Here is a 22676-nt window from a genome sequence, read left to right as displayed (position 1 = left end):
TCCGGTCACGACATCCCGACCGACGTGACCCTGACTACTGCAACGCCTGCCGCGTTGGATTCTTCCAGATCCACGATCGCCGTGATCGACCAGTCGTGGTCGCCCTCGGGATCGGCGAGGATCTGCCGCACCGTCCACTCGGACGGCCCCTCCTCGACCACGAGCATCGCCGACCCGCGAGCGTCGCTGTGCGTGCCGATCTGATCGTGCAGGTCGAAATAGGGGTCGAGCGCGTCGGCCCAGGCGTCCGCGTCGAATCCGGATGCCGCATCGAGCTCGCCGAGATCGTCCCAGCGTTCGAGCGCGGCGAGCTGCACCCGCCGGAACATCTCGTTGCGCACCAGCACCCGGAAGGCGCGCGCGTTACCGGTGACGCCCTTGGGCGTCGGCGGGAGCACGGGCAGGTCGGGGTCGGCCCCGGGCACCAGGCTCGTCATCGCCTCCCATTCATCGAGCAGGCTCGAGTCGACCTGCCGCACGAGCTCGCCGAGCCACTCGATGATGTCGATGAGCTCCTCGGTCTTCACCTCGTTCGGGATCGTCTGGCGCGCGGCCCGGTAGGCGTCGGACAGGTAACGCAGCACGAGCCCCTCTGACCGGGCGAGCTTGTAGAAGTTGATGTAGTCGACGAAGGTCATCGCCCGCTCGTAGAGATCCCGGACGACCGACTTCGGGCTGAGCTCGAAGTCGCCGATCCACGGCTGCGACCGGCTGTAGGTGTGGAAGGCCTCGCCGAGCAGCTCCTCGAGCGGTTTCGGATGCGTGATCGACTCGAGCAGCTCCATCCGCTGGTCGTACTCGATGCCCTCGGCCTTCATTGCGGCGACGGCCTCGCCGCGGGCGATGAACTGCTGCTGCGAAATGACGGGGCGCGGGTCGTCGAGGGTGGATTCGAGCACGGAGATCATGTCGAGCGCGTAGGTCGGCGAGTCCTGCTCGAGGAGGTCGAAGACCGCAAGCGCGAACGGCGACAGCGGCTGGTTGAGGGCGAAGTTCGGCTGCAGGTCGACCGTGAGGCGGATGCTGGCCTGCCCGCCGATGCCGCCGCCGACCTGCTCGACGATCTCGGCCGTGCGGAGCGTGCGGTAGATCGCGAGGGCCTGGCGGGCCAGGGCGAGCTGGCGCTTGTACGGTTCGTGGTTGTCGAAGATGAGGTCGCGTGCGATCTGGAACGAGTCGCCGCCGCGGCCGATGATGTTGAGCAGCATCGAGTGGGTGACCTGCATGCTCGAGGTGAGCGTCTCCGGGTCCGCCGCGATGAGACGCTGGAAGCTCGGCTCACCCCACGAGACGAACCCCTCCGGGGCCTTCTTGCGCACGACGCGCTTGAGCTTCTTGGCGTCGTCGCCGGCCCGCGCGACCAGCCGCGCGTTCTCCACCTCGTGGTCCGGCGCCTGGCCCGACACCGTGCCGGCGGTGTCGAATCCCGCCCGGCCCGCGCGCCCGGCAACCTGGTGGAACTCGCGTGCGCTGAGCTGCCGCATCCGGGTTCCGTCGAACTTCGTCAGCGCGGTGAGCAGCACGGTGCGGATGGGCACGTTGATCCCGACGCCGAGAGTGTCGGTGCCGCAGATCACGCGCAGCAGACCCTGCTGGGCGAGTTGCTCGACGAGCCGGCGGTACTTCGGCAGCATCCCGGCGTGGTGCACGCCGATCCCCGCTCGCACGAGCCGGCCGAGGGTCTTGCCGAAGCTCGTCGTGAACCGGAATCCGCCGATCTCCTCTGCGATTCGGTCTCGCTGCTCGCGTGTGGCGACCTTGATGCTGGTGAGCGCTTGGGCGCGCTCGAGCGCCGCCGCCTGCGAGAAGTGCACGATGTAGATTGGCGCCTGTCCCGTCGACATGAGCTCCTCGACGGTCTCCTGCACCGGCGTCGTCTCGTAGTGGTAGTGCAACGGAACGGGCCGCTCGACCCCGGTGATGACGGCCGTGTCGCGATCGGTGCGCGCGCTGAGGTCGGACGAGAGCCAGCTGACGTCGCCGAGCGTCGCCGACATCAGCACGAACTGCACGCGCGGCAGGGTGAGCAGCGGAACCTGCCAGGCCCAGCCGCGCTGCGGGTCCGAGTAGAAGTGGAACTCGTCCATGACGACCTGGTCGACATCGCTGTCTGCGCCGTGGCGCAGCGCCAGGTTGGCGAGGATCTCTGCGGTGCAGCAGATGATCCGGGCGTCGGGGTTGACCGACGAGTCGCCCGTCACCATGCCCACGTTCTCCGCGCCGAACACGTCAACGAGGGCGAAGAACTTCTCGGAGACAAGCGCCTTGATCGGCGCCGTGTAGTAGCTGCGCTTGCCGTCGGCGAGGGCGGCGAAGTGGGCCCCGATGGCGACGAGCGACTTGCCGGTGCCGGTGGGGGTGCTGAGGATGACGTTCGCTCCGGAGACGATCTCTATGAGGGCCTCCGACTGGGCCGGGTAGAGGTCGAGCCCTCGCTCGCCCGCCCACTCCTCGAATGCCGCGTAGACGGCATCCGGATCATAGGTTCCCGGCGCCCGGGCGAGCAGCGGCTCAGTCATTCGCGTGCCCGTCGGCGGTGAGCTGCCAAGCGTCGTGCACGTAGTCCCAGAACCCGGCGACGTCGAGCTCGACCGGCACGATCGCGTTGGGTGCCCGGGCGGCGAAATCGACGACTGTCATGCCGGAGGTGAACTGCCCGCGGGTCTCGACCTCGACCCGCGCGGGCCGCGACCGGAACAGCTCGGGCCGCGCGATATCGGCGACGGCGCAGACGTCGTGCACGGCGTGCCGGTCGGATGCGGGAATCGTCGGCGCGGGCAGGCGCAGGTTGCCGAGTCCGGCCTCGCCGTGAACGTGGGCAGCGTTCTCGGCAGTCCGCATGAGGGGGTCGGCGACCCCCGCGGCGATCGGCACATCGACGAAGCCGAGGTGCTCCCGCAGGGCACGCGCACTGCTGGTGGTGCTCGCGAGGTCGACGTTTCCGCCCACGGTCGTGACGGCGACGAGCTCGAGGCCGGGATCGCAGTCGAGCAGGAGCTTCGTTCTGGTCATGTGTCCACCGTGCCACAGTCCCGTGCCCGCATCGCGCCACTGCCTGGCTGCTGCCCGGCGCCCGGCCAGGAAGGCACGGGCGGACGGGTACAATTCACTGTGACTTCGGAGACTGAAACGACGCCCTGGACGCCGGGCGGAATCGACCCCCGTGACCTCGCCCTCACCCTGAGCGTGCTCGCCCAGCTTGACAGCCTCGACGAGGAGCACCCCGATTTCATCGCCATCCGGCGGGCGACAGCACGGATGTTCAAGTCGGTGAAGAAGAACCGCCGGCTGGAGAAGCGGGCGGTCATCGCCGACGCCGACCGCGCCGTCGTCGCCGCGACGGCGACGGGCGCGCCGGACCGCATCGACGACGAGACGCGCGGCATCCCGCTCGCCGTCACGACTGGCGCGGTGACACCGGGCGTGCTCATCAAGTCGCGTCCGTGCTACATCTGCAAGCAGCGTTACACGCAGGTCGACTCCTTCTACCACCAGCTGTGCCCGGACTGCGCGGCTCTCAGCCATGCGAAGCGGGATGCCCGCACCGACCTGTCCGGGCGGTCAGCGCTACTGACCGGTGGGCGAGCCAAAATCGGCATGCACATTGCCCTGCGCCTGCTGCGGGATGGCGCCCACACGACCATCACCACGCGGTTCCCGCGCGATGCCGTGCGCCGCTTCTCGGGCCTGCCCGATTCCGCGGACTGGCTGCACCGGCTGCGGATCGTCGGAATCGACCTGCGTGACCCGGCCCAGGTCATCGGACTGACCGACTCGATGATCGCGGCCGGCCCGCTCGACATCCTCATCAACAACGCGGCCCAGACGGTGCGCCGGTCCCCCGGCTCGTACGCGCCCCTTGCCGAGGCAGAGGCCTCGCCGCTCCCCGACGGCGACCTGCCCGAACTGCTGACCTTCGGTCACACCAACGACGCCCACCCCCAGGCGCTGGCCGCGTCGGTCGGCGCGCATCCGATCCTCTCCGGCGCCGGCGGCCTGAGCGCCGCCGACCTCACCTCGCTGGCCATGGCGGCCGGATCATCGTCGCTTGAGCGGCTCGCCGCCGGCACCGCGATCGACGCCGGCGGCCTCGTGCCCGACCACCACGACACCAACAGCTGGACCCAGTTCGTCGATGGGGTCGACCCGCTCGAGATGCTCGAGGTGCAACTGGCAAACGTCACCGCGCCGTTCCTGCTCGTGAGCCGCCTTCGCCCCGCGATGGCCGCCGCGGACGCGGGCCGCAAGTATGTGGTGAACGTCTCGGCGATGGAGGGGCAGTTCGGGCGTGGGTACAAGGGCCCCGGCCACCCTCATACGAACATGGCGAAGGCCGCCCTGAACATGCTCACCCGCACGAGTTCCAAGGAGATGTTCGAGACCGACGGCATTCTGATGACGAGCGTCGACACCGGTTGGATCACCGACGAGCGGCCGCACCCGACGAAAGTGCGCCTCGCCGAGGAAGGGTTTCACGCCCCGCTCGACCTCGTCGACGGCGCCGCACGGGTGTACGACCCGATCGTGCAGGGCGAGCTGGGAAACGACCAGTACGGCGTGTTCCTCAAGGACTACAAGCCAGCAGCCTGGTGATCAGTACCGGGCAGCTCACGAGCCCGGGACGAACAATGCGACGATCAACGCGACGAAGATGAGCACGAACAGCGCCGGCGTCAGGATCCGCACGAGGTTGACCCACGGGCCGGCGGCGATCACCGCGGTGCCAAGCGCGCTCGTGGCGCCCAGCCGCTTGAGGTCGGCAGCGACGGCACCACCCTCATTGGCCGACGCGATCTGCGCGGCCGCACCGAGGATGCCCGTCGCGAGCAGGATGCCGGCAGCGGCGAGCCGCACCGCGAGAGAAGCGTCGGCGAGTCCGAACTGCAGGAGCGCGATCGTCGACGTGAGGAGAAAGATCGGCCCGAGCTGGGCGGAGATGATGTGGCGCCGCGCGACCGCCCAGTGTGCGATGAGGTCCTGCTCGGTCATGTGGTGTCCCTTGTCCCGTCGTGGCAGCGGTGTCGATTACTGCTCCAGCGTACGATGTTCTTATTGACGGAGAACGTCAACACGTCGAGGTGTGCCTCTCGAACGGAAAGGTTCTCTCGTGCGCCACGAAAGGGCAACAGATGGGCAAACTCTTGTACGGCATGTCGGGTGTGGAGATCGGCTTCGACGACCGGGTCCTCGCACATCTTCAAGTCGTCATCGGAGCGAAGCTGCGACGCGGTGAGAGCTTCTACTTCTCCTGGCGGGACGACCCCAACGTGGGTGACGGCCGGAGCACCATCTGGCTGAGCGACTCGATCCCGCTCTATTTCAAGTACAGCGGTGGAAAGATGCCGGCCCTCAACCGTGAATGGGTCGAGACCCTCGTGGCATCCTCGAACAGCGGGCAGGGCCTGCAGCTGAGTTCGGAGATCCGACCTGGTGGAGAAGTAGCCGGAAGCTGACTCTCAGACGACGAAACGAAGGGTTTTCTCACATGAAACGAATCTTCTATGCGGGTGGATCTGTCGTCACGGGTGATCGCACCGCCGATGTGGTGCTCCGATATGCCCAGGCGCTCGCGCAGCGTGAGGCCTCGGATGTCATCGACATCCCGATCTTCGCGGAGGGAGGAACCTCCGGCCGGGCACAGCTGCTCATCGGCCCCTCCAGCCAGCTGCTCATCGCGACGGAAGTCCCCCGTCACACCGAGTTCGACGACGATACGTTCCTGCAGCAGATCGAGGACAAGATGGAGTCGCTCCTGCGACCGAAGGGTCAGCCGATCCTCGAGGACGACTTCGGCGGTGCCGACGAGGGCACGGCCGATTCAGACCTTCCCGGATTCGAGCGGCCGGGCGGTAGCTGATCGGTTCGATCACGACGAGTCTTCATCCGCAGGTTGCGGACATCGAATTCCATCCGCTCGAGTCGGCACCATGCACATCGCTTGACGACGTGGCGCACTATTTCACAGCGATTGGCTCGACCTGATCGCAAACCAGCCGTTTCGAGCAACCGGGGAGTACCCTAGATCCCGGAGGCGCCCTCTCGGCAGGGGGACACAATGGGCGAAGCGATGAACAAGGAATTGAATTCCGCGACACGGGATCCGCTCCGTGCGGCTGGGCTTCCCCTCCCCCACACAGAAAGGCGTCCCGATATCCGTGCCGCGCATCGACTTCACGGGTTGATGATCGCCGTGGGATCCAGTCTCGTGCTGTGGGGCGCAATCGTCGCTGTCGTGTGGCTGGTCGGTATCGCGCTCACCTGACCTCACGCAGGAAGGCGGCGTTCCAGGGCATCGAGGCCGGTCGACGGTTGTGTGAGTGGACCAGTCGGAGGTGTGAAAAACCCCCGGAAGCGGGAAGCTTCCGGGGGTTTGAGTGTGGATCCAAGGGGATTCGAACCCCTGACCCCCTGCATGCCATGCAGGTGCGCTACCGGGCTGCGCCATGGACCCATATCGCCCTCCCGGATAGAAGCTCCGAGAAGGCAACTCCGTCAGATTACTACACTTCTGCGGCGACGCGAACTCGCTGCAGCCCCGGGCGCGTCGCCCCCGACGCGGCTGGCCGCACTGTTCACTTTCATTATTCAGGAGTGGGCGGCCGGTCGGCCTTGCTATCGCGGGGCCAACCGGCCCGGCGACTTTCATCATTCAGGAGTGGATGGCCAGGCGACTACCGATGATCACAACCGGTCGCACGATGGCCCCGCATACGCGGCAAAATCATGACGGATCAGCCGCAATTGCGGACGAAGATCGGGCGGGTGGATGCTGCTTATGCCAGTACTCCTGAATGTTGAAAGGGAATGCCGCGCGGGGGCGGCAGCAGAGTCCTGAATGATGAAAGCGGGCAGCGCTCACCCGGCGCTCGGGTGCTCGCCGGGAAGAGCAACTCGGGCACGCAGCGCCCGCATCGCCCGGATGGCCGACCGCAGTTCCTGCAGGTGATGCTGGGGCAGGAATTGCTGGGTGAGGGCGCCGAGATCGCTCGCCACGGCGTCCACCCCGATCGTCTCGACGGCGAGGCCGTGATCGACTCCGAGGAGCTCGACAGCGCCCGCGGCCTGGTAGGGCACGTAAATGGGAGTGGTGACCACGAGAACCGACCGCTCGGTCGGGGAGCGGCGATGTGCAGCCCAGAAACGGAAGGTGTCAGCGGTGTTCGCGCGGCGCGCCCAGGGCTCGGACGAGGGCGCGGCAACCACGCTGAGTCGGACGCCCCCGGCGGACCAGGAGTACTCGCACCACGATGCGTGGGGCTTGGCGGCGACGCTGCGGTCAACGACCGGGTCCCCCAGCGGCCCGAAGGCCTGTCGCATCCCCGCAAGCATCGCGAAGACCTCGTCGCCGCCGACCACGCCCAGCGCCGCGGCAAGGGCATGCTCGTCGCCCCCGAACGAGCGGAAGCCGCCAAGGAAGACGATGTTGCTCACGGAGAGCCCGCCCTCGACCAGCCGGGCGACGAATCGTGGCTTGACGATGCCGGCGCGCACCATGCCGCCGGTCAGAAGCACGGTGTCGTAGTGCGGTCGCGTGGGCCGCTCAATGCCGGCGAGCCCGAGCCGCGGGACCTCCTCGACCACAAGCGCGCTCTGCGTGGTGGACAGCCCCGCGTCAGGGGCGAGGTTTCGCTCCCGGCCGCGCCGGAAATCCCAGTGCGCGGCCGAAAACGTGTCGAGATAGTCGAGGAGCTCCCGGCCTTCGTGGTCGCCGGTTGTGCCACCGAACGACTCGACGAGTCGGGCCATGGCCAGGCTGCCGGCCCACCTGTCGATCGCGGCCCGCGCACGGACGGCGTCATCCGGCGCGCCTCGCCACGTCGGCAGCTCGACGGCCGACACGCAGCTCAGTCGGCCTCTGGCGCGTCGATCTTCGTCGGCAGCTCGATCGGGATGACGGGACAGTCCTTCCACAGGCGCTCGAGCGAGTAGTACATCCGGTCCTCCTCGTGGAAGACGTGCACGACCAGGTCACCGAAATCGAGGAGGATCCAACGCCCCTCGGCCCTGCCCTCTCGGCGGAGTGGCTTCGACCCGCTCTCGATGAGCTGGTCTTCGATCTCGCTCGCGATTGCGACGACGTTGCGCTCGTTGCGCCCGGTCGCGATAAGGAAAATATCGGTCAGCGGCAGCGGGCCGGACACGTCGAGGGCAACGAGGTCCTCAGCCTGCTTGGAGTCGGCTGCGGCGGCGGCGCGCTGCAGAAGCTGGATGGCGTGGGTAGATGCGGTCACAGGGTCCTATCGGAGAAACGGCGGTAGCCGCGGGGTTAGAAGACGTTGAAGATGAAGCCGGCCACAACGACGCCGGCGGCGACGAGCAGGGCGCTTCCGCCGGTGATACCAGCGATGAGGGGCAGGCGGGACTTCCGCGGTGCGGGAGCCTCGATCACCCCACGCGTGGAGGAGTTGCTGCTGACGGCCCGGATCGCCCGCACGGGGGCGGACTCCGAGACGGCGTCCTCCCTGTCGCTCTCGTCGATCAGGGCGTCGACATCGGGATGATCGAAGAGGGCCGGATGCGCGCCCGTCGACCCGAACGAACGCGGCAGGTCGATTGAGCCGGTCACCATGATCTCGCCCGTTGCGGTGACGGCGGTGAGGAGGCGGTCGCCGGATGACGGCGCCGACGGCAGCACGAGTGCGTGAGTCGTGATCGCCCCGGTGGCGTGACCGACGTTGCGGCTGAGCATAGCCTCGTTGGACTGGCTTGCATCATCGAGCGCCGCCTGGGTCGACCAGTGGCCGTAGGGGGCAGCATCCGGAGCCGGCTCGACACCGCGACCACCATCGTGCTCGAGTAGCGGCGGCGCGACGTTGACCGGCCGTGCCTCCGACGACGGCGCCAGGAAGAGCGCGTCGAACGGGCTCAAGCTCTCCGGCTGCGGTCCGGCCTGCGGCTGCGCCTCGAACCTCTCGGGCGCATCGGGTTCGATGAGCGCATGGACGGTGTCGAAATCTGACCCGGTCGCGTCGGCCGTCGTCCCGTCGATCGGTACGTCGATCGGAACGCCGAGAGGTACGGGAGTGGAGATCACGGTGTCGCCGTCGAACCCATCGGACTCGACCTGCCCGTCGGCACCATCGGCCGCCTCGGCGCCATCGACCTCGATGATCGTGGCCTCGCTGATCGTCGCTTCGTCGATGATCGCACTCGCGAGGGCCTGCTCGGCGACGATGACGTCGACAGGGATGCGTTCGTGCTCAGGCTCTGTGTGCTCGGCGGTGGACTGCTCCTCAACCGGCTGCTCGATGACAGACTCCGGGTCGGCCGCATCAAGCTCGGCGTCCGGCGGTGCATCGTGCTCGGCATCCGCCGTAACGGACACCTCCTCGGCGATCTGGCCGTCGTCGTCCCGGGGGAGGTCGATCACCGGGATGGATCCGGTCAGCGCGAGGGCACCGTTTGCGTCGCGCACGACATTTGGCGCCTCCTGGCCGGCGGCCTCGGCGCGCTGGCGAAGTTCACGAAGGGCGCGCCTGGTCATCGTGTACTCGGGGGCCGCGAGCTCAGTCGGCAGGGCGGCCCGCTCGGGCTCCCCGATCGTGCCGGCCGGGTCCTCCGGCGGGCTCCAGGGATCCTGCGGGGCGCCCGCTGTGATCGGCGCGAAAACGGCCCGTCGGATGTCCGGGCGGTAGTCGCGTGCGCGATACCCGGCGGGGTTATCTTCGCCGGGCGCGTCGGCGCCGCGTGAGGGAGCCGTCTCGGCATCCGACTCGACAGCCGACCGGGCATTCGACCCGGGCGCGGGCGTCTCGGCGGACGGGTCCCATTGCACGCGTCGACCGGCAGACCTGCGCGGCGGGTTCTCCCCCGCGGCGCTCTCGTCGGCGATGGCGCTCTCGTCTGTGTCGGTTGGCGAGTTTTCTCGCACCTGACGTCGGCTGAGCGGCGGCTGGTCGTGCCACACTGTCATGTCGTGCTCCGATACAAATGGTGTTTGGAGATGTACTGAACGACACCGTCTGGGACCAAGTACCACACTGGGAATCCCCGGCTGACCCGGCTTCGGCAATCGGTCGACGAGATTGCCAGCGCGGGCACCTCGAGCAAGCTTACGTCCTGCTCGGGTAATCCGGAAACGGAGAGCGGATGTCCCGGCCGGGTCACAGCTACGAAGTGCGCCAGTTCGAACAGTTCGACGGCGTCCTTCCAGTCGATGATCTGCGCGACAGCGTCCGCGCCGGAGATGAAGAACAGGTCTGCGTCCGGCCGTTCGGCGCGAAGGTCACGCAGGGTGTCGATCGTGTAGGTCGGCCCGATCCGGTCGATGTCGACGCGGCTGACAGTGAACGACGGGTTGGATGCCGTCGCGATCACGGTCATGAGATAGCGGTGCTCACTCGCCGTGACGCCGGTCTTCTGGTAGGGCACCCCGGTCGGCACGAACACAACCTCATCGAGGTTGAAGTGCTGTCGAACCTCGCTGGCGGCCGACAGGTGGCCGTTGTGAATGGGATCGAACGTACCACCCATGACCCCGATCCTGGGGCGGGCAGCGGTGGAGTCGACCATCAGGCTTCTGGCCTAGTGGTGGTCGGCACCGTGACCGGCCTGCCCACCGGTCTTCTGGCTGTGCCGGTTAGCGACATCGCGGAAGCTCCAGACGACGATGGCCAAGGCGAGGAAGGCGATCGCCGCGATCGCCGCGAAGACGAGGGCGGGAAAGGGAAGCGAGGCCTCGGCCGTTTCGACGGCGAGGACGAGTGCGTGGACTGACATGGCGTTCTCCGTTCGGCGGCGACAGGGCCGCAGATCCCAGCGTACCGGGCACAGTCGCGACTAGCCGCGAACGTGCCCGGAACCGCGCACGATCCACTTCGTGCTGGTCAGTTCGCTGAGGCCCATCGGGCCTCGCGCGTGCAGCTTCTGGGTGGAGATGCCCACTTCGGCGCCGAATCCGAATTCCCCGCCATCCGTGAACCGGGTGGAGGCGTTGACCATCACCACGGCCGAATCAACCTCGGCCAGGAAGCGTTCGGCGCTCCCCACATCGTTCGTGACGATGGATTCGGTGTGGTGGGTCGAATACCGGCGGATGTGCTCGATCGCGGCGTCGAGGTCGTCGACGATGCGCACCGACACGTCGAGTGACATGTATTCGGTGCTCCAGTCCTCCTCGGTCGCAGGCGTCGCGTCCGCGAACAGGTCGAGGGTGGCCGCGTCACCGTGCACGGTGACCCCGGATGCCCGCAACCGGCCGAGGACGGGCGGGAGCAGCCGGGCCGCCGACGCCCGGTGGACCAGGATCGTCTCGAGCGCGTTGCAGACGCTCGGGCGCTGCACCTTCGCGTTGTGGGTGATCGCGACCGCCCACTCCTCGTCGGCCGATTCGTCAAGGAACACGTGGACGACCCCCGCGCCGGTCTCGATGACGGGCACCTTCGACTCCAGCACGACCGTGCTGATCAGGCTCGCACTCCCCCGCGGGATGAGCACATCGACGAGGCCCCTGGCCTGCATCAGCTCCCTGGCGCCCTCCCGGCCGAACTCGTCGATGGTCTGCACTGAGTCCGCGGGGAGACCGACCGACGCGATCGCCTCCTGGATGAGCTCGACGAGAACCCGGTTCGTGTTCTCGGCGGCACTGCCGCCCCGAAGCACGGCGGCATTGCCGCTCTTCAGCGCGAGCGAGGCGATGTCGACGGTCACATTGGGCCGCGCCTCGTAGATGGCACCAACCACGCCGAAGGGAACGCGGACTTCGCTGATGCGGAGGCCGTTGGGCAGGGTGCGACCCCGAACCAACTCGCCGACCGGATCGGCGATCGCGGCGATCTCGCCGACGGCGGCGGCGAGTGCGGCGAGGCGACCCTCGTCGAGGCGGAGGCGATCCTGCAGTGCGACGCTCAACCCGTTCGATCGGCCGTTCTCGAGGTCGCGTTCGTTCGCCGGGATGATGCGCTCGGCTCCCGTCGCGACGGCCGCCGCGATGGCGAGAAGGGCGGCGTTCTTGAGGTCGGCGGTCGCGGTGGCGAGAGTGATCGACGCCTCGCGCGCGGCGACCAGCTTGTCTGTGAGGGTTCGCACGGTGAGCGTTCGAGCGGAAACGGCGGTCTCAGTCATACCGACATCGTAGGGCGTTCCGAGTCCCCCGGCCCCGTGGCGTTGCGCCTCAGTGGCGCGGTGGAGCCGGGTCGAACCACGTGCCGATCTCGGCCCCGTCGAGGGCCGCGGCCACCTGCGTTGTCGCGGCGAGAAGCACCGGCGTACCGGATGCTGCCGCGAGGGTTGCCGCGGCCACCTTCGTGCCTGCTCCCCCGGTTCCGACGCCGGCGGACCCGATATCGCCGAATTCGACGCTCGCGAGGTCCTCCCCGAACGCGACGTGGTGAATGGGTCGGGCTCCGGCCGTGCCAGGAGGCCTGGTGTACAGCGCGTCGACATCCGACAGCAGCAGCAGCAGGTCGGCGTGCACGAGCTGGGCGACGAGCGACGCGAGCCGGTCGTTGTCGCCGAAGCGGATCTCGTGTGTCGCGACGGTGTCGTTCTCGTTGACGATCGGCAGGATACGCAGGCCGAGTAGGCGTTCCATCGCGCGCTGCGCGTTGCTGCGGTGCACGGGGTTCTCGAGGTCGCCGGCGGTGAGGAGCACCTGCCCGGCCACGATCTCGTACCGGTCGAGGCTGTCCTGGTAACGGTAGATCAGCACGTTCTGTCCGACGGCGGCGGCGGCCTGCTGGGTCGCAAGGTCGGTGGGGCGGGAGTCGAGCCGCAGGTACGGGATGCCCGTGGCGATAGCTCCGGACGACACGAGCACGACATCCGATCCGCGCCCGTGCGCGGTCGCGAGCGCGTCGACGAGTGGGCCGATCTGGCCTGCATTGGCGCCGCTGATCGAGGAGGAGCCGACCTTGACGACGATTCGCCCGGCTCGGGGTATCTCGGCGCGCGAGGCGATCCGTCCAGTGATGAGCGGGAGCTGCTCGGACATCGTGCGGCTCAGTCTTGATTCGTGGCGCCGTTGTCAGGGGCACTCTGGCGGTCGACCTCGAATCCCTCGTCATCGTTCCACATCCCCGCGTTGCGTTCGCGCATCAGCTCGTCCCGCGCGGCAGTCTTGGCGTCCATGCGCTCCAGGTAGGTCTCGCGGCGACGGCCGTGGGTCGCGCGCTGCGCTTCGGAGAGGCGCGGGTCGCTGCCACGCGGGGCGGTGGCGAGCTCGGCTGTGGAACTCAGGGTCGGCTCCCAGTCGAAGACATGGCCATCCTTGCCGATGATGACGGTGGAGCCGGCGACGGCGCCCGACTTGAACAGCTCATTCTCGACGCCGAGCTTCGCGAGGCGGTCGGCGAGGTACCCGATGGCCTCGTCGTTAGTGAAGTCGGTCTGCGCGACCCAGCGTTCGGGCTTCTCCCCGACGACGCGGTAGATGTTTCCGCCGGAACCTCCCTCGACCTTGATCACGAAGTTCGATTCGTTCACCGCGCGCGGGCGGATGACGATGCGGGGCTTCTCCGGCTCGGCGGCCTTTGCCGCGCGTCCGTGGGCCACGAGCTCGCCGAGAGCGAAGGAGAGCTGGCGCAGGCCCTCATGGCTGACCGTGGAGATGTCGAACACGCGGTAGCCCCGCGCCTCGAGGTCCGGTCGTACCAGCTCGGCGAGCTCTCTCGCCTCTGGCACGTCGATCTTGTTGAGCGCGATGAGCTGGGGGCGCTCGAGAAGCGGCAGCTGACCCTCGGGCACCGGATAGGCGGCGAGCTCGCCAAGGATGATGTCGAGGTCGCTAAGCGGGTCGCGGCCGGGTTCGAGCGTGGCGCAGTCGAGCACGTGCAGCAGAGCCGTACAGCGCTCGACGTGACGGAGGAACTCGAGCCCCAGCCCCTTGCCCTCGCTCGCGCCCTCGATCAGGCCCGGAACATCGGCAACGGTATAGCGGGTGTCGCCGGACTCGACGACGCCGAGGTTCGGGTGCAGCGTGGTGAACGGGTAGTCCGCGATCTTCGGCTTCGCCGCAGAGATGGCCGCAACGAGGCTCGACTTTCCCGCGGACGGATAACCGACAAGGGCGATGTCGGCGACGACCTTCAGCTCGAGGAGCACGTCGCCGTCCCACCCGGGCGTTCCGAGGAGGGCGAAACCAGGGGCCTTCCGCTTGGTCGAGGCGAGTGACGCATTGCCCAGCCCACCCTGACCGGCAAGGGCGACGACGAAGCGCATACCGGGCTCGACCATGTCGATGAGCTCGCCGCCGTCGGTGGACTTGACGACCGTGCCGACGGGAACGGGGAGGATCATGTCCTCGCCGTGGTAGCCGGCGCGGTGGTCGCCCATGCCGGGGCCGCCGTGCGGGGACGTGCGATGCGGTGCACGGTGGTAGCCAAGCAGCGTGGTCGTCTGTGTGTCGCTGACGAGGATGATGTCGCCGCCGTCGCCGCCGTTGCCGCCGTCGGGCCCGGCGAGGGGCTTGAACTTCTCCCGCTTGACCGAGACGCAGCCGTTTCCGCCGTGTCCTGCCTTGAGGTGCAGCGTGACCTGGTCAACGAAGGTAGCCATGATCGTGCTCCCTTCGTGCCGAGCTCTGCGGCGATTGTGGTGGCGCGGGCCTGCGTGGCCGCGCCGTACCGGTTGGGTTAAACAGTGAAAGCGAGCCGAAGCTCGCCCTCACTCTGGCTGCCGTGGCAGCCCGTGCACAAACTACGCGGAGGCCGCGACTGGTGCCTGGACGATGTTGACGACCTTGCGGCCGCCCTTTGCGCCGAACTCGACCGAACCGGCCGAGAGGGCGAACAGAGTGTCGTCCTTGCCACGGCCGACGTTCACGCCGGGGTGGAAGTGCGTGCCGCGCTGGCGGACGATGATCTCGCCCGACTTGACGACCTGGCCGCCGAAGCGCTTGACGCCGAGGTACTGCGCGTTGGAATCGCGACCGTTACGAGTGGAGCTTGCGCCCTTTTTGTGTGCCATGAGTGTTCAGCCCCTGCTTTGTAGGAAAAGTTACTTGATGCTGGTGATCTTGACGCGCGTCAGTTCGGAGCGGTGGCCCTTGCGAACTTTGTAACCCGTCTTGTTCTTGAACTTCTGGATGACGATCTTCGGGCCGCGGAGGTCGGTGATGACCTCGGCGGTCACCGTGACCTTCGCCAGCTCGGACGCGTCATGCGTGATCGCGTCTCCGTCGACGAGCAGCACGGGGGCCAGCTCGATGTTGCCGTCTTTATCGGCCTTGATTCGGTCGAGGACGACAATCGTGCCAACCTCTACCTTTTCTTGACGACCACCGGCGCGCACAACTGCGTAAACCACTTGGAACCCTAACTATTTGGATCTGACACACATCAGACAGAAAGATCATCGGCGCGCAATGCGGGCTTAGCCCAGCTCGCGCCAAGGGTCAACAGTACGCGAACAAACCATGCAGGGTCAAACCTGACCGGCCGCGTGTTGCTGTGAGTTCGGAACGGCGCTCACAGGTCGAGCATTCCGGACACGTCGTAGTCGCGGGTGTGCTCGCGCAGCCAGAGCCATAGCAGCACCCCGGAGAGCAGGATGAGGGGGGTCGTCTCGACAAAGGCGAGGCCGGCGCGCTGCACCCCGGAGAACGCGGCGGAGCCGAACGCGAAGAGGGCGAACTCTGCCGTCTCCGAATCGAACAGGCGTCCCACCGTCTCGACGCCGCCCACCACGAGCCAGACGAATGCGACGAGGGCAGCGCCGATCCCCGAGGCCAGCAGCGCGCGGCTCAGGACATGGGCGAGGCGCAGCTCGGCGCCAATGGGGGCGAGCTGCCAGAGGCTGAGGAACAGCCCGACCGAGAGCGGGAGGCTGCCCGTGAGTGCGGTCACCGACTCCTGTCCGACGACGAGCGGAAGGAAGGAGCTCGATCCGGCCGGTACCGTCGCGAGGGAGATGAGCGTGGAAAGCACCTGCTGCGCCAGGATCGTGCCGAAGACGATCAGGGCGGTCACTGCCGCGACAACGAGTCCCCGTCTGCCGAACTTCACCCGCGCCATCCGTTCCGCTTCCCCGTGCCTAGAATCGCCCCATGACAGTGCTCATCGACCAGCCTATGTGGCCTGCCCACAACACGCTGTGGTCGCACCTGGTGAGCGATGCGTCGCTCGAGGAGTTGCACGACTTCGCGGCCCGCTGCGGGATCCCCGCACGTGGATTCGACCGGGACCACTACGACGTGCCCGCCGAGCGTTACGACGCGCTCGTCGCGGCGGGGGCAGTGCCGGTCTCGAACCGCGAACTCGTGCTGCGGCTGCGCTCCAGCGGCCTTCGCGTCTCGCAGGCTGAGCGTCGCGGCACCGCCTGAACCGGCTACCATTCGACCCCGAAGCCGTCGACACTGCGAACGATCGCTCCCGTCGCGATGTCGACGAGGACGGACGAGATCGATGTCGACCTCGGGTCGACGGCATAGGCGTCGGGCACGCTCGTCGACACGTTCGGGATGACGGTGATGGCGACGTACTGGCCGTTCGGCGACACGGTGAAACCCTCGATTCTGCCTTGGCCATCGGGGCTCTCGTAGAGAATTAGCACGATCTCGCCGTCAGTGAAGACGACGAAGCTCGCGAATCTGCCGGTCTCCTCGTCGAGGATCGCGACCTGCTGCACAGTCCCTTGCGCGTTGCCGAGAAGTTCGATCTCCCCGCCGAACGTCGGGATGCCGTCGATCGGAGGGGTCGGCAGCCGCCGCTCGTCTCCGGTGGCCAGCGATAGAGCGATGGCGCCGTAGATGTCCGCGACGACAACCTCGGTGCCGTCGGGCGCCACCGCGATCAGGTCGGTATAGCTGCCGAGCGGCGTCGCGGGGGCGCCGTCGGTGAGGTCGAGTTGCAGGATGGTGCCGTCGACCGTGCGGGCGACGGCCGCGCCTCCAGTCGGGAGGAAGCTCCAATCGAGCACTTCGAGGGGTGCGCCGTCGAGGCCGGGCACGGGAGCGGCATCCGGGGGGCCCTCGAGGTCGACGGTGAACAGCGTGCCGGTGTACTCCGTGGCGTCCCGGTCGAGGCTCGTCACTGTGAATGCGAGGATCCCCGAATCCGGACCGGAGCCGATCGCGTCAATGGTCACATTGCACGGCACCCCGAGCGATTGCACCGCGCCGTCGGCGAGGCTGACGACCGAGAGTGAACCGGCGCCGTCCTCGTCGACGGTCACGACGGCGACCGCACCAGGGAACATCGCGAAATCCTGGATGCGCTCGGCCTCGAAGATGGTCTCCCGCTCATCGCCACTGACGCCGGTGCCGACGATGCGGTCGCGCTGCCCCGGCCGCGCTGGATCGGCCCGATCGAGGTAGGTGAATGCCTCGGTGGCCGTCGTGAACTCGTGCCGGAACTCGGCCTCGCGGTCCTGGTACCGACTCGTGACCCCCCGTCACCGTCACCGTGACGGTGTAGTCAGTGTCGAAGGAGAGCAGGCCCGTGAACTGGATCTGGATGATGTCGTTCTCCACCGACACGGTGAACGGCGCTGCCGGGGAGATCTCGACCTGCTCGGGGTCGACTTCGGACAACGCCTGGTTTGCGAACAGCCTGAGCTGCTGGCTGGGGGCAGTGACCACGCGCTCCGGGTCGACGATCGCGCTCTGCAGCTTGGGGCCCTGCACGAAGCTGAGGGCGACCAGCACGGCACACACGGCGATCAGCGAGACCACGATGGTGGTGAGCGCACGGCGGAAGAAGTCGCCGCCGGGCAGGCCCGGCGAGAAAACGCCCACCAGTACAGGTACGGTTCGGTCGGCTGCTCGGTCACGATGATGTCGGCGGGGACGAGCACGATCGGCTGTGTGCTCTGGCGGCTCGGATTCGCGCCGAATCCGCCCTCGACCGCGACCCACTCGTCGACGGCGAACGTGCCTTCCCAGTTCTCGAGGTACACCAACACCCCCACCGGTTGCGCGTCGACCGCGCAGCAGGTGATCACGAACCGGGAGAGGTAGAACATGTTCTCCGGGTCGTCCGGGTGGCGCGCGATGAAGCCCACGACGGAGGCGGGTTTGCCATCGTAGAACGCGACATCGCTTGTCTGGCGGAGGAGGGACGCCCAGTCGAGCACCGAGAACGAGGCGACCGCGGCATCCGTCGCCGAGGAGACGTCGTCGACGCTCGCACCGTCGGTGCGCACCCCGGTGCTGTTGATGACCCGTTGGTCGGCGGTCGCCGACGACAACGTGGCCGGAGGAAGGATCATGAGCGTCGCGGCGAGCGTGAGAGTGGCCGCGGTCGCAATGCCCGCCAGCACGGCGCCGGTGCCGGAGGGCCGCCCGTCGTGGTCATGGGATGCGCGCGGCAGGAAGCTGGCGGCGACGAGGGCGAGTCCGATAACGGCCATGATGACCGTGAAGAGCACGTAGCGGGGATGGATGTAGCGGATCAGCTGACCAGTCGCGGCGAGCCAAATACTCACGACAATCGACACCGTCATGAGGGCGAGGCCCTGCCACCGCCAGATTCCCGAGATGATCGCGCTACGCCACATAATTCACCACCAGTCCGATCGCCGCGCTGACCAGCGCCACAACGAGGTTCAGCTGCACGAGGGTTCTCGTCGTGAACGTCGTGCGCATCATCGCGAGCATCTTGATGCCGACGATGGGGCCGAAGACGAGGAAGGTCACGATCGATCCCGGCATAAACGTACTGGCGAACGGCAGGATAAAGAACGCGTCGACGTTGGAGCGGACCGAGATCACGAAGGCGAGCACCATCATCGCCAGAACCGACCACAGCGGATTGCTGCCTGGGTTCACGAGCACGGCGCGGGGCACAAGCACCTGCACAAGTCCGGCGAGCGGTGCGCCGATGAACAGCGCGGGCATGATCACCCCGGTCTCACGCACGAACAGTTCGATGCTCTTCTGGGCCTTCGTCTGGCGCTGCTGGTGCGGGTCGGGCACGGCGCACTCGGCCACAAAACGATCGGTGAGGAGGCTGTCCTGGTCGGGATGCCTGCTGTACGGCCACCCGATGAGGTTCGCGATCGTGAATCCGCCGAGGAGGCGAGCGACGAGGATGCCGTCGTCGAAGCCGAAGGCTTGATGGGTGGTGATGATGGTGATGGGGTTGAGGATCGGGGCGGCCAACAGGAACGTCATCGACTCTGAGACAGTGAATCCCTTGGCGATCATTCCCCGCGCGAGCGGCAGGTTGCCGCACTCGCAGACCGGCAGGAACATGCCGAGGAACGATACGACGACGCGGCGCAGAGTCGCGTTCTTCGGCAGGATCTTCACGATCCACCGGTCGGGAACCCAGACCTGCACGATGATCGAGACGACGATACCGAGCAGAACGAAGGGCAACTACTCGATGATCACGCTGTAGGTGAGCGTCAGCAGGTCCTGTGCCGCGCCCGGCAGAGTCGGGCCGTCGATCCGGGTCGTGAACGCGCGCACCGCGAACAGCGACGCTATCCCCAGAACCCGACGAGAAGGCCGACGATCGTGCCCGGGCCGATGCCCCGTGGGCTGGACGTCCCTCCGGCGCTTCGTCTAGCCCTGATCGCCCCTTCTGCCACGCGGCAACCCTGGACGCTCGCTGGCGCCGTCTGCCGCCGCGACGAGCGAGCTACTTCCGGGACCCGTCCGCCGGCGCCGACACGGTGCCGGCGGAGGATGCGCGGCGCGAGGTGCGCACGCGCCCCTGTCCGGCCTGTCGGGGCTCAGGAAGAGCGTCGAGCACCGAGTCGAGAATCTGCTCCGCGTCGTGGGTCGAGATTTTGCGTGGGGCGCGCGTCTGCCTCTTGAGCGGCAGGTCGAAGATCGCGACCGGAGCCTCTGCGGGTGCCTCGACGCGGACCGGCGCATCGACCTCGACGGGCGCCTCCGGCTCGGCCTGCGGCGCGGCTGCCTGCTCGCCTACCTGCTCAGCGGGCTGCGCGGCCGCCTGCTCGGCTGTCTGCTCGGCGGCCGCGACAGGTACAAGCTCAGACCTGGCGTGAGCATCGACATGGGTGAGGATCGTCGACGTCGCGATCTTCGCGAGTGCGTTACGCGCGTCCTCCGTAATCGCGTGCGTTCCCGTCCCAGACTTCGGCGCCGACGGAGGGGTGGACCCTCCTCCGTTGCCGCCCTTGCGGCCGCGGCGGCCGGTCTCCGGCTGCGGCGACTGGCGGTGTTTGGTGGCCGGGTCGTGGTGGATGACAACTCCGCGGCCCGCGCAGACCTCACAGTTTTCGCTGAACGACTCGATGAGTCCGAGCCCGAGCTTCTTGCGGGTCATCTGCACGAGTCCGAGCGACGTGACCTCGGCGACCTGGTGTTTGGTGCGGTCACGGCTGAGGCACTCGACGAGGCGACGCAGCACGAGGTCGCGATTCGACTCGAGCACCATATCGATGAAGTCGACAACGATGATCCCGCCGATGTCGCGCAACCGCAGCTGCCGGACAAGTTCCTCTGCTGCCTCGAGGTTGTTCATCGTGACGGTCTCTTCGAGGTTGCCCCCTGAGCCGACGAACTTGCCGGTGTTGACGTCGACGACGGTCATCGCCTCGGTGCGGTCGATGACGAGCGACCCGCCCGACGGGAGCCACACCTTGCGATCGAGCGCCTTCTCGATCTGCTCCGAGATGCGGTGCGCGTCGAACGAGTCGGTCTCGGACTCGTAGCGCTCGATGCGGTCGACGAGGTCGGGTGCGACCTGGGCGAGGTAGCTCGAAATCGTCTCCTCGGCATCCTGACCATCTATGACGAGCTTCTGGAAGTCTTCGTTGAAGACGTCCCTGACGATCTTGACGAGCAGGTCGGGCTCGCTGTGCAGCAGGGCCGGCGCCTGGGCCTTCTCGACGCTCTCGCTGATGCGCGCCCACTGCGAAGTGAGCCGGTTGACATCGAGGGTGAGCTGTTCGTCGGTCGCTCCCTCGGCCGCGGTGCGAACGATCACGCCGACGTTGTCGGGAAGGACCTCCTTGAGGATCTTCTTCAAGCGGGCTCGCTCGGTATCGGGCAGCTTGCGGCTGATCCCGTTCATGGAACCGTTCGGCACATAGACGAGGTAGCGGCCGGGAAGGGAGACCTGGCTTGTCAGGCGGGCGCCCTTGTGGCCGATCGGGTCCTTGGTGACCTGCACGAGCACCTTGTCACCCGGCTTGAGAGCGAGCTCGATGCGACGGGCCTGGCTTCCGCCGGACGAGTTCTCCAGTGCGGCGGCATCCCAGTCGACCTCACCGGAGTACAGCACGGCGTTGCGGCCACGGCCGATGTCGACGAATGCGGCCTCCATGCTCGGGAGCACGTTCTGTACCCGGCCGAGGTAGACATTGCCGATGAGGCTCGCCTCCTGCGCCTTCGCGACGTAGTGCTCGGAGAGCACGCCGTCTTCGAGCACGCCGATCTGGATGCGGCCGAACTTGGCCCGCACGACCATGACCCGGTCGACGCTTTCCCTGCGGGCGAGGAACTCGGCCTCGGTGATGACCGGGCGGCGGCGTCCGGCGTCGCGGCCGTCGCGGCGGCGCTGCTTCTTGGCCTCGAGGCGCGTGGAGCCCTTGATGCGCTGTGGTTCGGTGATCGGTTCCGGCTGCGGACGTGGGGTGCGCACCTTGACGACGGTGTTGCGCGGGTTGGAGCTGCCGGTGTCTCGGTCCTCTTCGCCGGAGCGGCGGCGCGAGCGGCGGCGAACGGTGGTCTGGTCGTCGTCGGTGCCATCGCCCGTGCCGTCGGCGCGCGGCTCTCCCCGGGAGTCGCTGCGCGTGTCGCTGCGGTTGTCGCGATCGTTGCCGCCACGGTTGTCGCGCGGCTGCTGGCGCGGCGTGTAGGCCGGCAGATCGGGTGCCTGGAACAGGAGCGAGGTCGAGGGGCGCGCGGGTGCGGCAGGGGCCTCCAGCTCGGTGGACTGCTCGATGGACGGCTCGGTCGGCTTCGTTGCGAGATCCTGGGCCGGCTGCTGGGTGATGTCGTCGGCGGCATCTTCTGCCGCCTTCGCCTTCGCCGCGCGGCTCGCCGCGGTGGATCGGGGCGCGTTCGACTTCGCTGCGGGCTGGCGCGTGCGAGGCACCGAGACGGCTTCCACCAGCGGGGCCTCATCGGTGGGGCTCTCGGTGGGGCTCTCGGTGGGTGCCGAGTCGGCCGGTGCGCCCGCGGATGCACTGCTCGCGCGACGTGAACGGGGTGCGCGCTGCGTCACGGGCGTTTCAGCGGCCGGCTGCTCGATGGCCGGCTGCTCAGCAACAGGCTGCTCGATGGCCGGCTGCCCAGCGACAGGCTGCTCCACAACAGGCTGCTCCACAACAGGCTGCGCCGCGGCAGGCAGGTTCCGCTGCGGGGCAGCATCCGGAGCCGGCGCCGCCGACTGCTCTGCGGGGATCAAGTCGGCGCTCCTGACGCGCCGGGAGCCGAAGAGTCCCTTGCGCTTGCGCGGTGTCTCGTCGGTGTTTTCGTTGTATTCCACCATTACTGGTGCACTCCTAGCCCGCTCCGGTCAGCCGCGCTGCCCGTCGGGTACTCTCTCGAGCGCTCACTGGCGCTGGCCAGCTCCCGCAAATTCTTATCGGTTGCGCCATCAGCCAGGTGCCTCGAACCGTGCGAACACGCTCGGTTGTCGTAGTGCAGGTACCCCGGATACGTGACCCGGGATCATCTGGCCCTGATGGCGATCGTCTTTGGTCTCACTGAACGGAACTGGCTATCCGACGCTGCACTTAATGGAGCGGTCCGGTTTGATGCCCGGAAAGCTTTCTTTGGCGTCGATCCGAGCGCGGCTCGGACGACTACCCCAAATTAT

Annotated in this window: 24 protein-coding genes and 1 tRNA gene; 5 read left to right on the top strand and 20 right to left on the bottom strand. The window is 67.6% G+C overall.

Annotated elements, in window-relative coordinates; translation table 11 throughout:
- Nucleotides 1–5: 5 nt before the first annotated feature.
- Together ABIB15_RS07010 and ABIB15_RS07005 are read right to left on the bottom strand one after the other, a co-directional pair.
- Nucleotides 6–2519 (bottom strand): DEAD/DEAH box helicase, encoded by a 2514-nt coding sequence (locus ABIB15_RS07010; RefSeq protein ID WP_354476361.1) that lies wholly within the window; start codon nt 2517–2519, stop codon nt 6–8.
- Nucleotides 2512–3012: a nucleoside hydrolase gene (locus ABIB15_RS07005; protein ID WP_354476359.1), complete on the bottom strand. Its 501-nt coding sequence runs from the start codon at nt 3010–3012 to the stop codon at nt 2512–2514. Before ABIB15_RS07005 ends, ABIB15_RS07010 begins: the two co-directional genes overlap by 8 nt.
- A gap of 99 nt (nt 3013–3111) precedes the next feature.
- Here ABIB15_RS07005 and ABIB15_RS07000 point away from each other — a divergent pair, with 99 nt between their 5' ends.
- The gene (locus tag ABIB15_RS07000; RefSeq protein WP_354476357.1) at nt 3112–4593 is read left to right on the top strand and encodes an SDR family NAD(P)-dependent oxidoreductase; all 1482 of its coding nucleotides are present in this window, start codon (nt 3112–3114) and stop codon (nt 4591–4593) included.
- A gap of 15 nt (nt 4594–4608) precedes the next feature.
- Here the strand turns inward: ABIB15_RS07000 and ABIB15_RS06995 are convergent, their stop codons facing one another.
- On the bottom strand, nt 4609–4989 hold the full coding sequence (locus ABIB15_RS06995) for a hypothetical protein (protein ID WP_354476355.1): 381 nt from the start codon (nt 4987–4989) through the stop codon (nt 4609–4611).
- Between the two features lie 140 nt (nt 4990–5129).
- Here ABIB15_RS06995 and ABIB15_RS06990 point away from each other — a divergent pair, with 140 nt between their 5' ends.
- From ABIB15_RS06990 to ABIB15_RS06980, 3 genes are all read left to right on the top strand, one after another.
- Nucleotides 5130–5453 carry a DUF7882 family protein gene (locus ABIB15_RS06990; RefSeq protein ID WP_354476353.1) on the top strand — a complete coding sequence of 108 codons (324 nt, stop codon included), beginning with the start codon at nt 5130–5132 and terminating at the stop codon, nt 5451–5453.
- A 32-nt stretch (nt 5454–5485) separates the two neighbouring features.
- Nucleotides 5486–5857, top strand: coding sequence for a hypothetical protein (locus ABIB15_RS06985; RefSeq protein ID WP_354476351.1), 372 nt, complete (start codon nt 5486–5488; stop codon nt 5855–5857).
- Between the two features lie 198 nt (nt 5858–6055).
- Nucleotides 6056–6262: a hypothetical protein gene (locus ABIB15_RS06980; protein WP_354476349.1), complete on the top strand. Its 207-nt coding sequence runs from the start codon at nt 6056–6058 to the stop codon at nt 6260–6262.
- A 115-nt stretch (nt 6263–6377) separates the two neighbouring features.
- Here the strand turns inward: ABIB15_RS06980 and ABIB15_RS06975 are convergent.
- From ABIB15_RS06975 to ABIB15_RS06920, 12 genes are all read right to left on the bottom strand, one after another.
- Nucleotides 6378–6451, bottom strand: a tRNA-Ala gene (locus tag ABIB15_RS06975).
- Between the two features lie 404 nt (nt 6452–6855).
- Nucleotides 6856–7839 (bottom strand): hypothetical protein, encoded by a 984-nt coding sequence (locus ABIB15_RS06970; protein ID WP_354476347.1) that lies wholly within the window; start codon nt 7837–7839, stop codon nt 6856–6858.
- A gap of 5 nt (nt 7840–7844) precedes the next feature.
- Nucleotides 7845–8231, bottom strand: a complete 387-nt coding sequence (rsfS, locus tag ABIB15_RS06965) for a ribosome silencing factor (protein ID WP_354476345.1) — start codon at nt 8229–8231, stop codon at nt 7845–7847.
- A gap of 35 nt (nt 8232–8266) precedes the next feature.
- Nucleotides 8267–9913 carry a hypothetical protein gene (locus tag ABIB15_RS06960; protein ID WP_354476343.1) on the bottom strand — a complete coding sequence of 549 codons (1647 nt, stop codon included), beginning with the start codon at nt 9911–9913 and terminating at the stop codon, nt 8267–8269.
- Nucleotides 9910–10512, bottom strand: coding sequence for a nicotinate-nucleotide adenylyltransferase (gene nadD / locus ABIB15_RS06955; protein ID WP_354476341.1), 603 nt, complete (start codon nt 10510–10512; stop codon nt 9910–9912). Before nadD ends, ABIB15_RS06960 begins: the two co-directional genes overlap by 4 nt.
- A 12-nt stretch (nt 10513–10524) precedes the next feature.
- Nucleotides 10525–10719, bottom strand: a complete 195-nt coding sequence (locus ABIB15_RS06950) for a hypothetical protein (protein ID WP_354476339.1) — start codon at nt 10717–10719, stop codon at nt 10525–10527.
- A 60-nt stretch (nt 10720–10779) separates the two neighbouring features.
- Entirely contained in the window at nt 10780–12063 is a 1284-nt protein-coding gene (locus ABIB15_RS06945; RefSeq protein WP_354476337.1) for a glutamate-5-semialdehyde dehydrogenase, read from the bottom strand.
- 49 nt (nt 12064–12112) lie between these two features.
- Complete coding sequence (proB, locus tag ABIB15_RS06940; RefSeq protein ID WP_354476335.1) at nt 12113–12931, bottom strand: glutamate 5-kinase; 819 nt, start codon at nt 12929–12931, stop codon at nt 12113–12115.
- Between the two features lie 8 nt (nt 12932–12939).
- A complete protein-coding gene (gene obgE, locus ABIB15_RS06935; RefSeq protein ID WP_354476333.1) occupies nt 12940–14493 on the bottom strand; it encodes a GTPase ObgE in 1554 nt (517 codons plus the stop codon).
- A gap of 141 nt (nt 14494–14634) precedes the next feature.
- Complete coding sequence (gene rpmA, locus ABIB15_RS06930; protein ID WP_354476331.1) at nt 14635–14904, bottom strand: 50S ribosomal protein L27; 270 nt, start codon at nt 14902–14904, stop codon at nt 14635–14637.
- 30 nt (nt 14905–14934) lie between these two features.
- Complete coding sequence (rplU, locus tag ABIB15_RS06925) at nt 14935–15243, bottom strand: 50S ribosomal protein L21 (protein ID WP_354476329.1); 309 nt, start codon at nt 15241–15243, stop codon at nt 14935–14937.
- Nucleotides 15244–15404: 161 nt separating this feature from the next.
- Nucleotides 15405–15950 carry a hypothetical protein gene (locus ABIB15_RS06920; RefSeq protein ID WP_354476327.1) on the bottom strand — a complete coding sequence of 182 codons (546 nt, stop codon included), beginning with the start codon at nt 15948–15950 and terminating at the stop codon, nt 15405–15407.
- A gap of 32 nt (nt 15951–15982) precedes the next feature.
- Between ABIB15_RS06920 and ABIB15_RS06915 the strand changes: the two genes are divergently transcribed.
- Complete coding sequence (locus ABIB15_RS06915; RefSeq protein ID WP_354476325.1) at nt 15983–16258, top strand: DUF4031 domain-containing protein; 276 nt, start codon at nt 15983–15985, stop codon at nt 16256–16258.
- A gap of 5 nt (nt 16259–16263) precedes the next feature.
- On the opposite strand, the gene ABIB15_RS06910 is transcribed toward ABIB15_RS06915, so the two are convergent.
- The 5 genes from ABIB15_RS06910 to ABIB15_RS06890 all read right to left on the bottom strand — a co-directional run bounded on the left by ABIB15_RS06910 (nt 16264) and on the right by ABIB15_RS06890 (nt 22346).
- Entirely contained in the window at nt 16264–17133 is an 870-nt protein-coding gene (locus tag ABIB15_RS06910) for a WD40 repeat domain-containing protein (RefSeq protein ID WP_354476323.1), read from the bottom strand.
- A gap of 43 nt (nt 17134–17176) precedes the next feature.
- Nucleotides 17177–17671, bottom strand: a complete 495-nt coding sequence (locus tag ABIB15_RS06905; protein WP_354476322.1) for a hypothetical protein — start codon at nt 17669–17671, stop codon at nt 17177–17179.
- Entirely contained in the window at nt 17596–18432 is an 837-nt protein-coding gene (locus ABIB15_RS06900) for a TIGR03943 family putative permease subunit (protein WP_354476320.1), read from the bottom strand. The genes ABIB15_RS06905 and ABIB15_RS06900 overlap by 76 nt, the downstream gene beginning before the upstream one ends.
- Nucleotides 18422–19255, bottom strand: a complete 834-nt coding sequence (locus ABIB15_RS06895; RefSeq protein ID WP_354476318.1) for a permease — start codon at nt 19253–19255, stop codon at nt 18422–18424. Before ABIB15_RS06895 ends, ABIB15_RS06900 begins: the two co-directional genes overlap by 11 nt.
- Before the next feature lie 265 nt (nt 19256–19520).
- Nucleotides 19521–22346, bottom strand: coding sequence for an Rne/Rng family ribonuclease (locus tag ABIB15_RS06890; RefSeq protein ID WP_354476316.1), 2826 nt, complete (start codon nt 22344–22346; stop codon nt 19521–19523).
- Between the last annotated feature and the right edge of the window lie 330 nt (nt 22347–22676).

The sequence above is a fragment of the Marisediminicola sp. UYEF4 genome (genome assembly GCF_040546025.1).
Lineage (GTDB): Bacteria > Actinomycetota > Actinomycetes > Actinomycetales > Microbacteriaceae > Marisediminicola.
The sequence above is the reverse complement of the archived record's forward strand: the minus strand, read 5'-3'. Positions and strand labels throughout refer to the sequence as shown.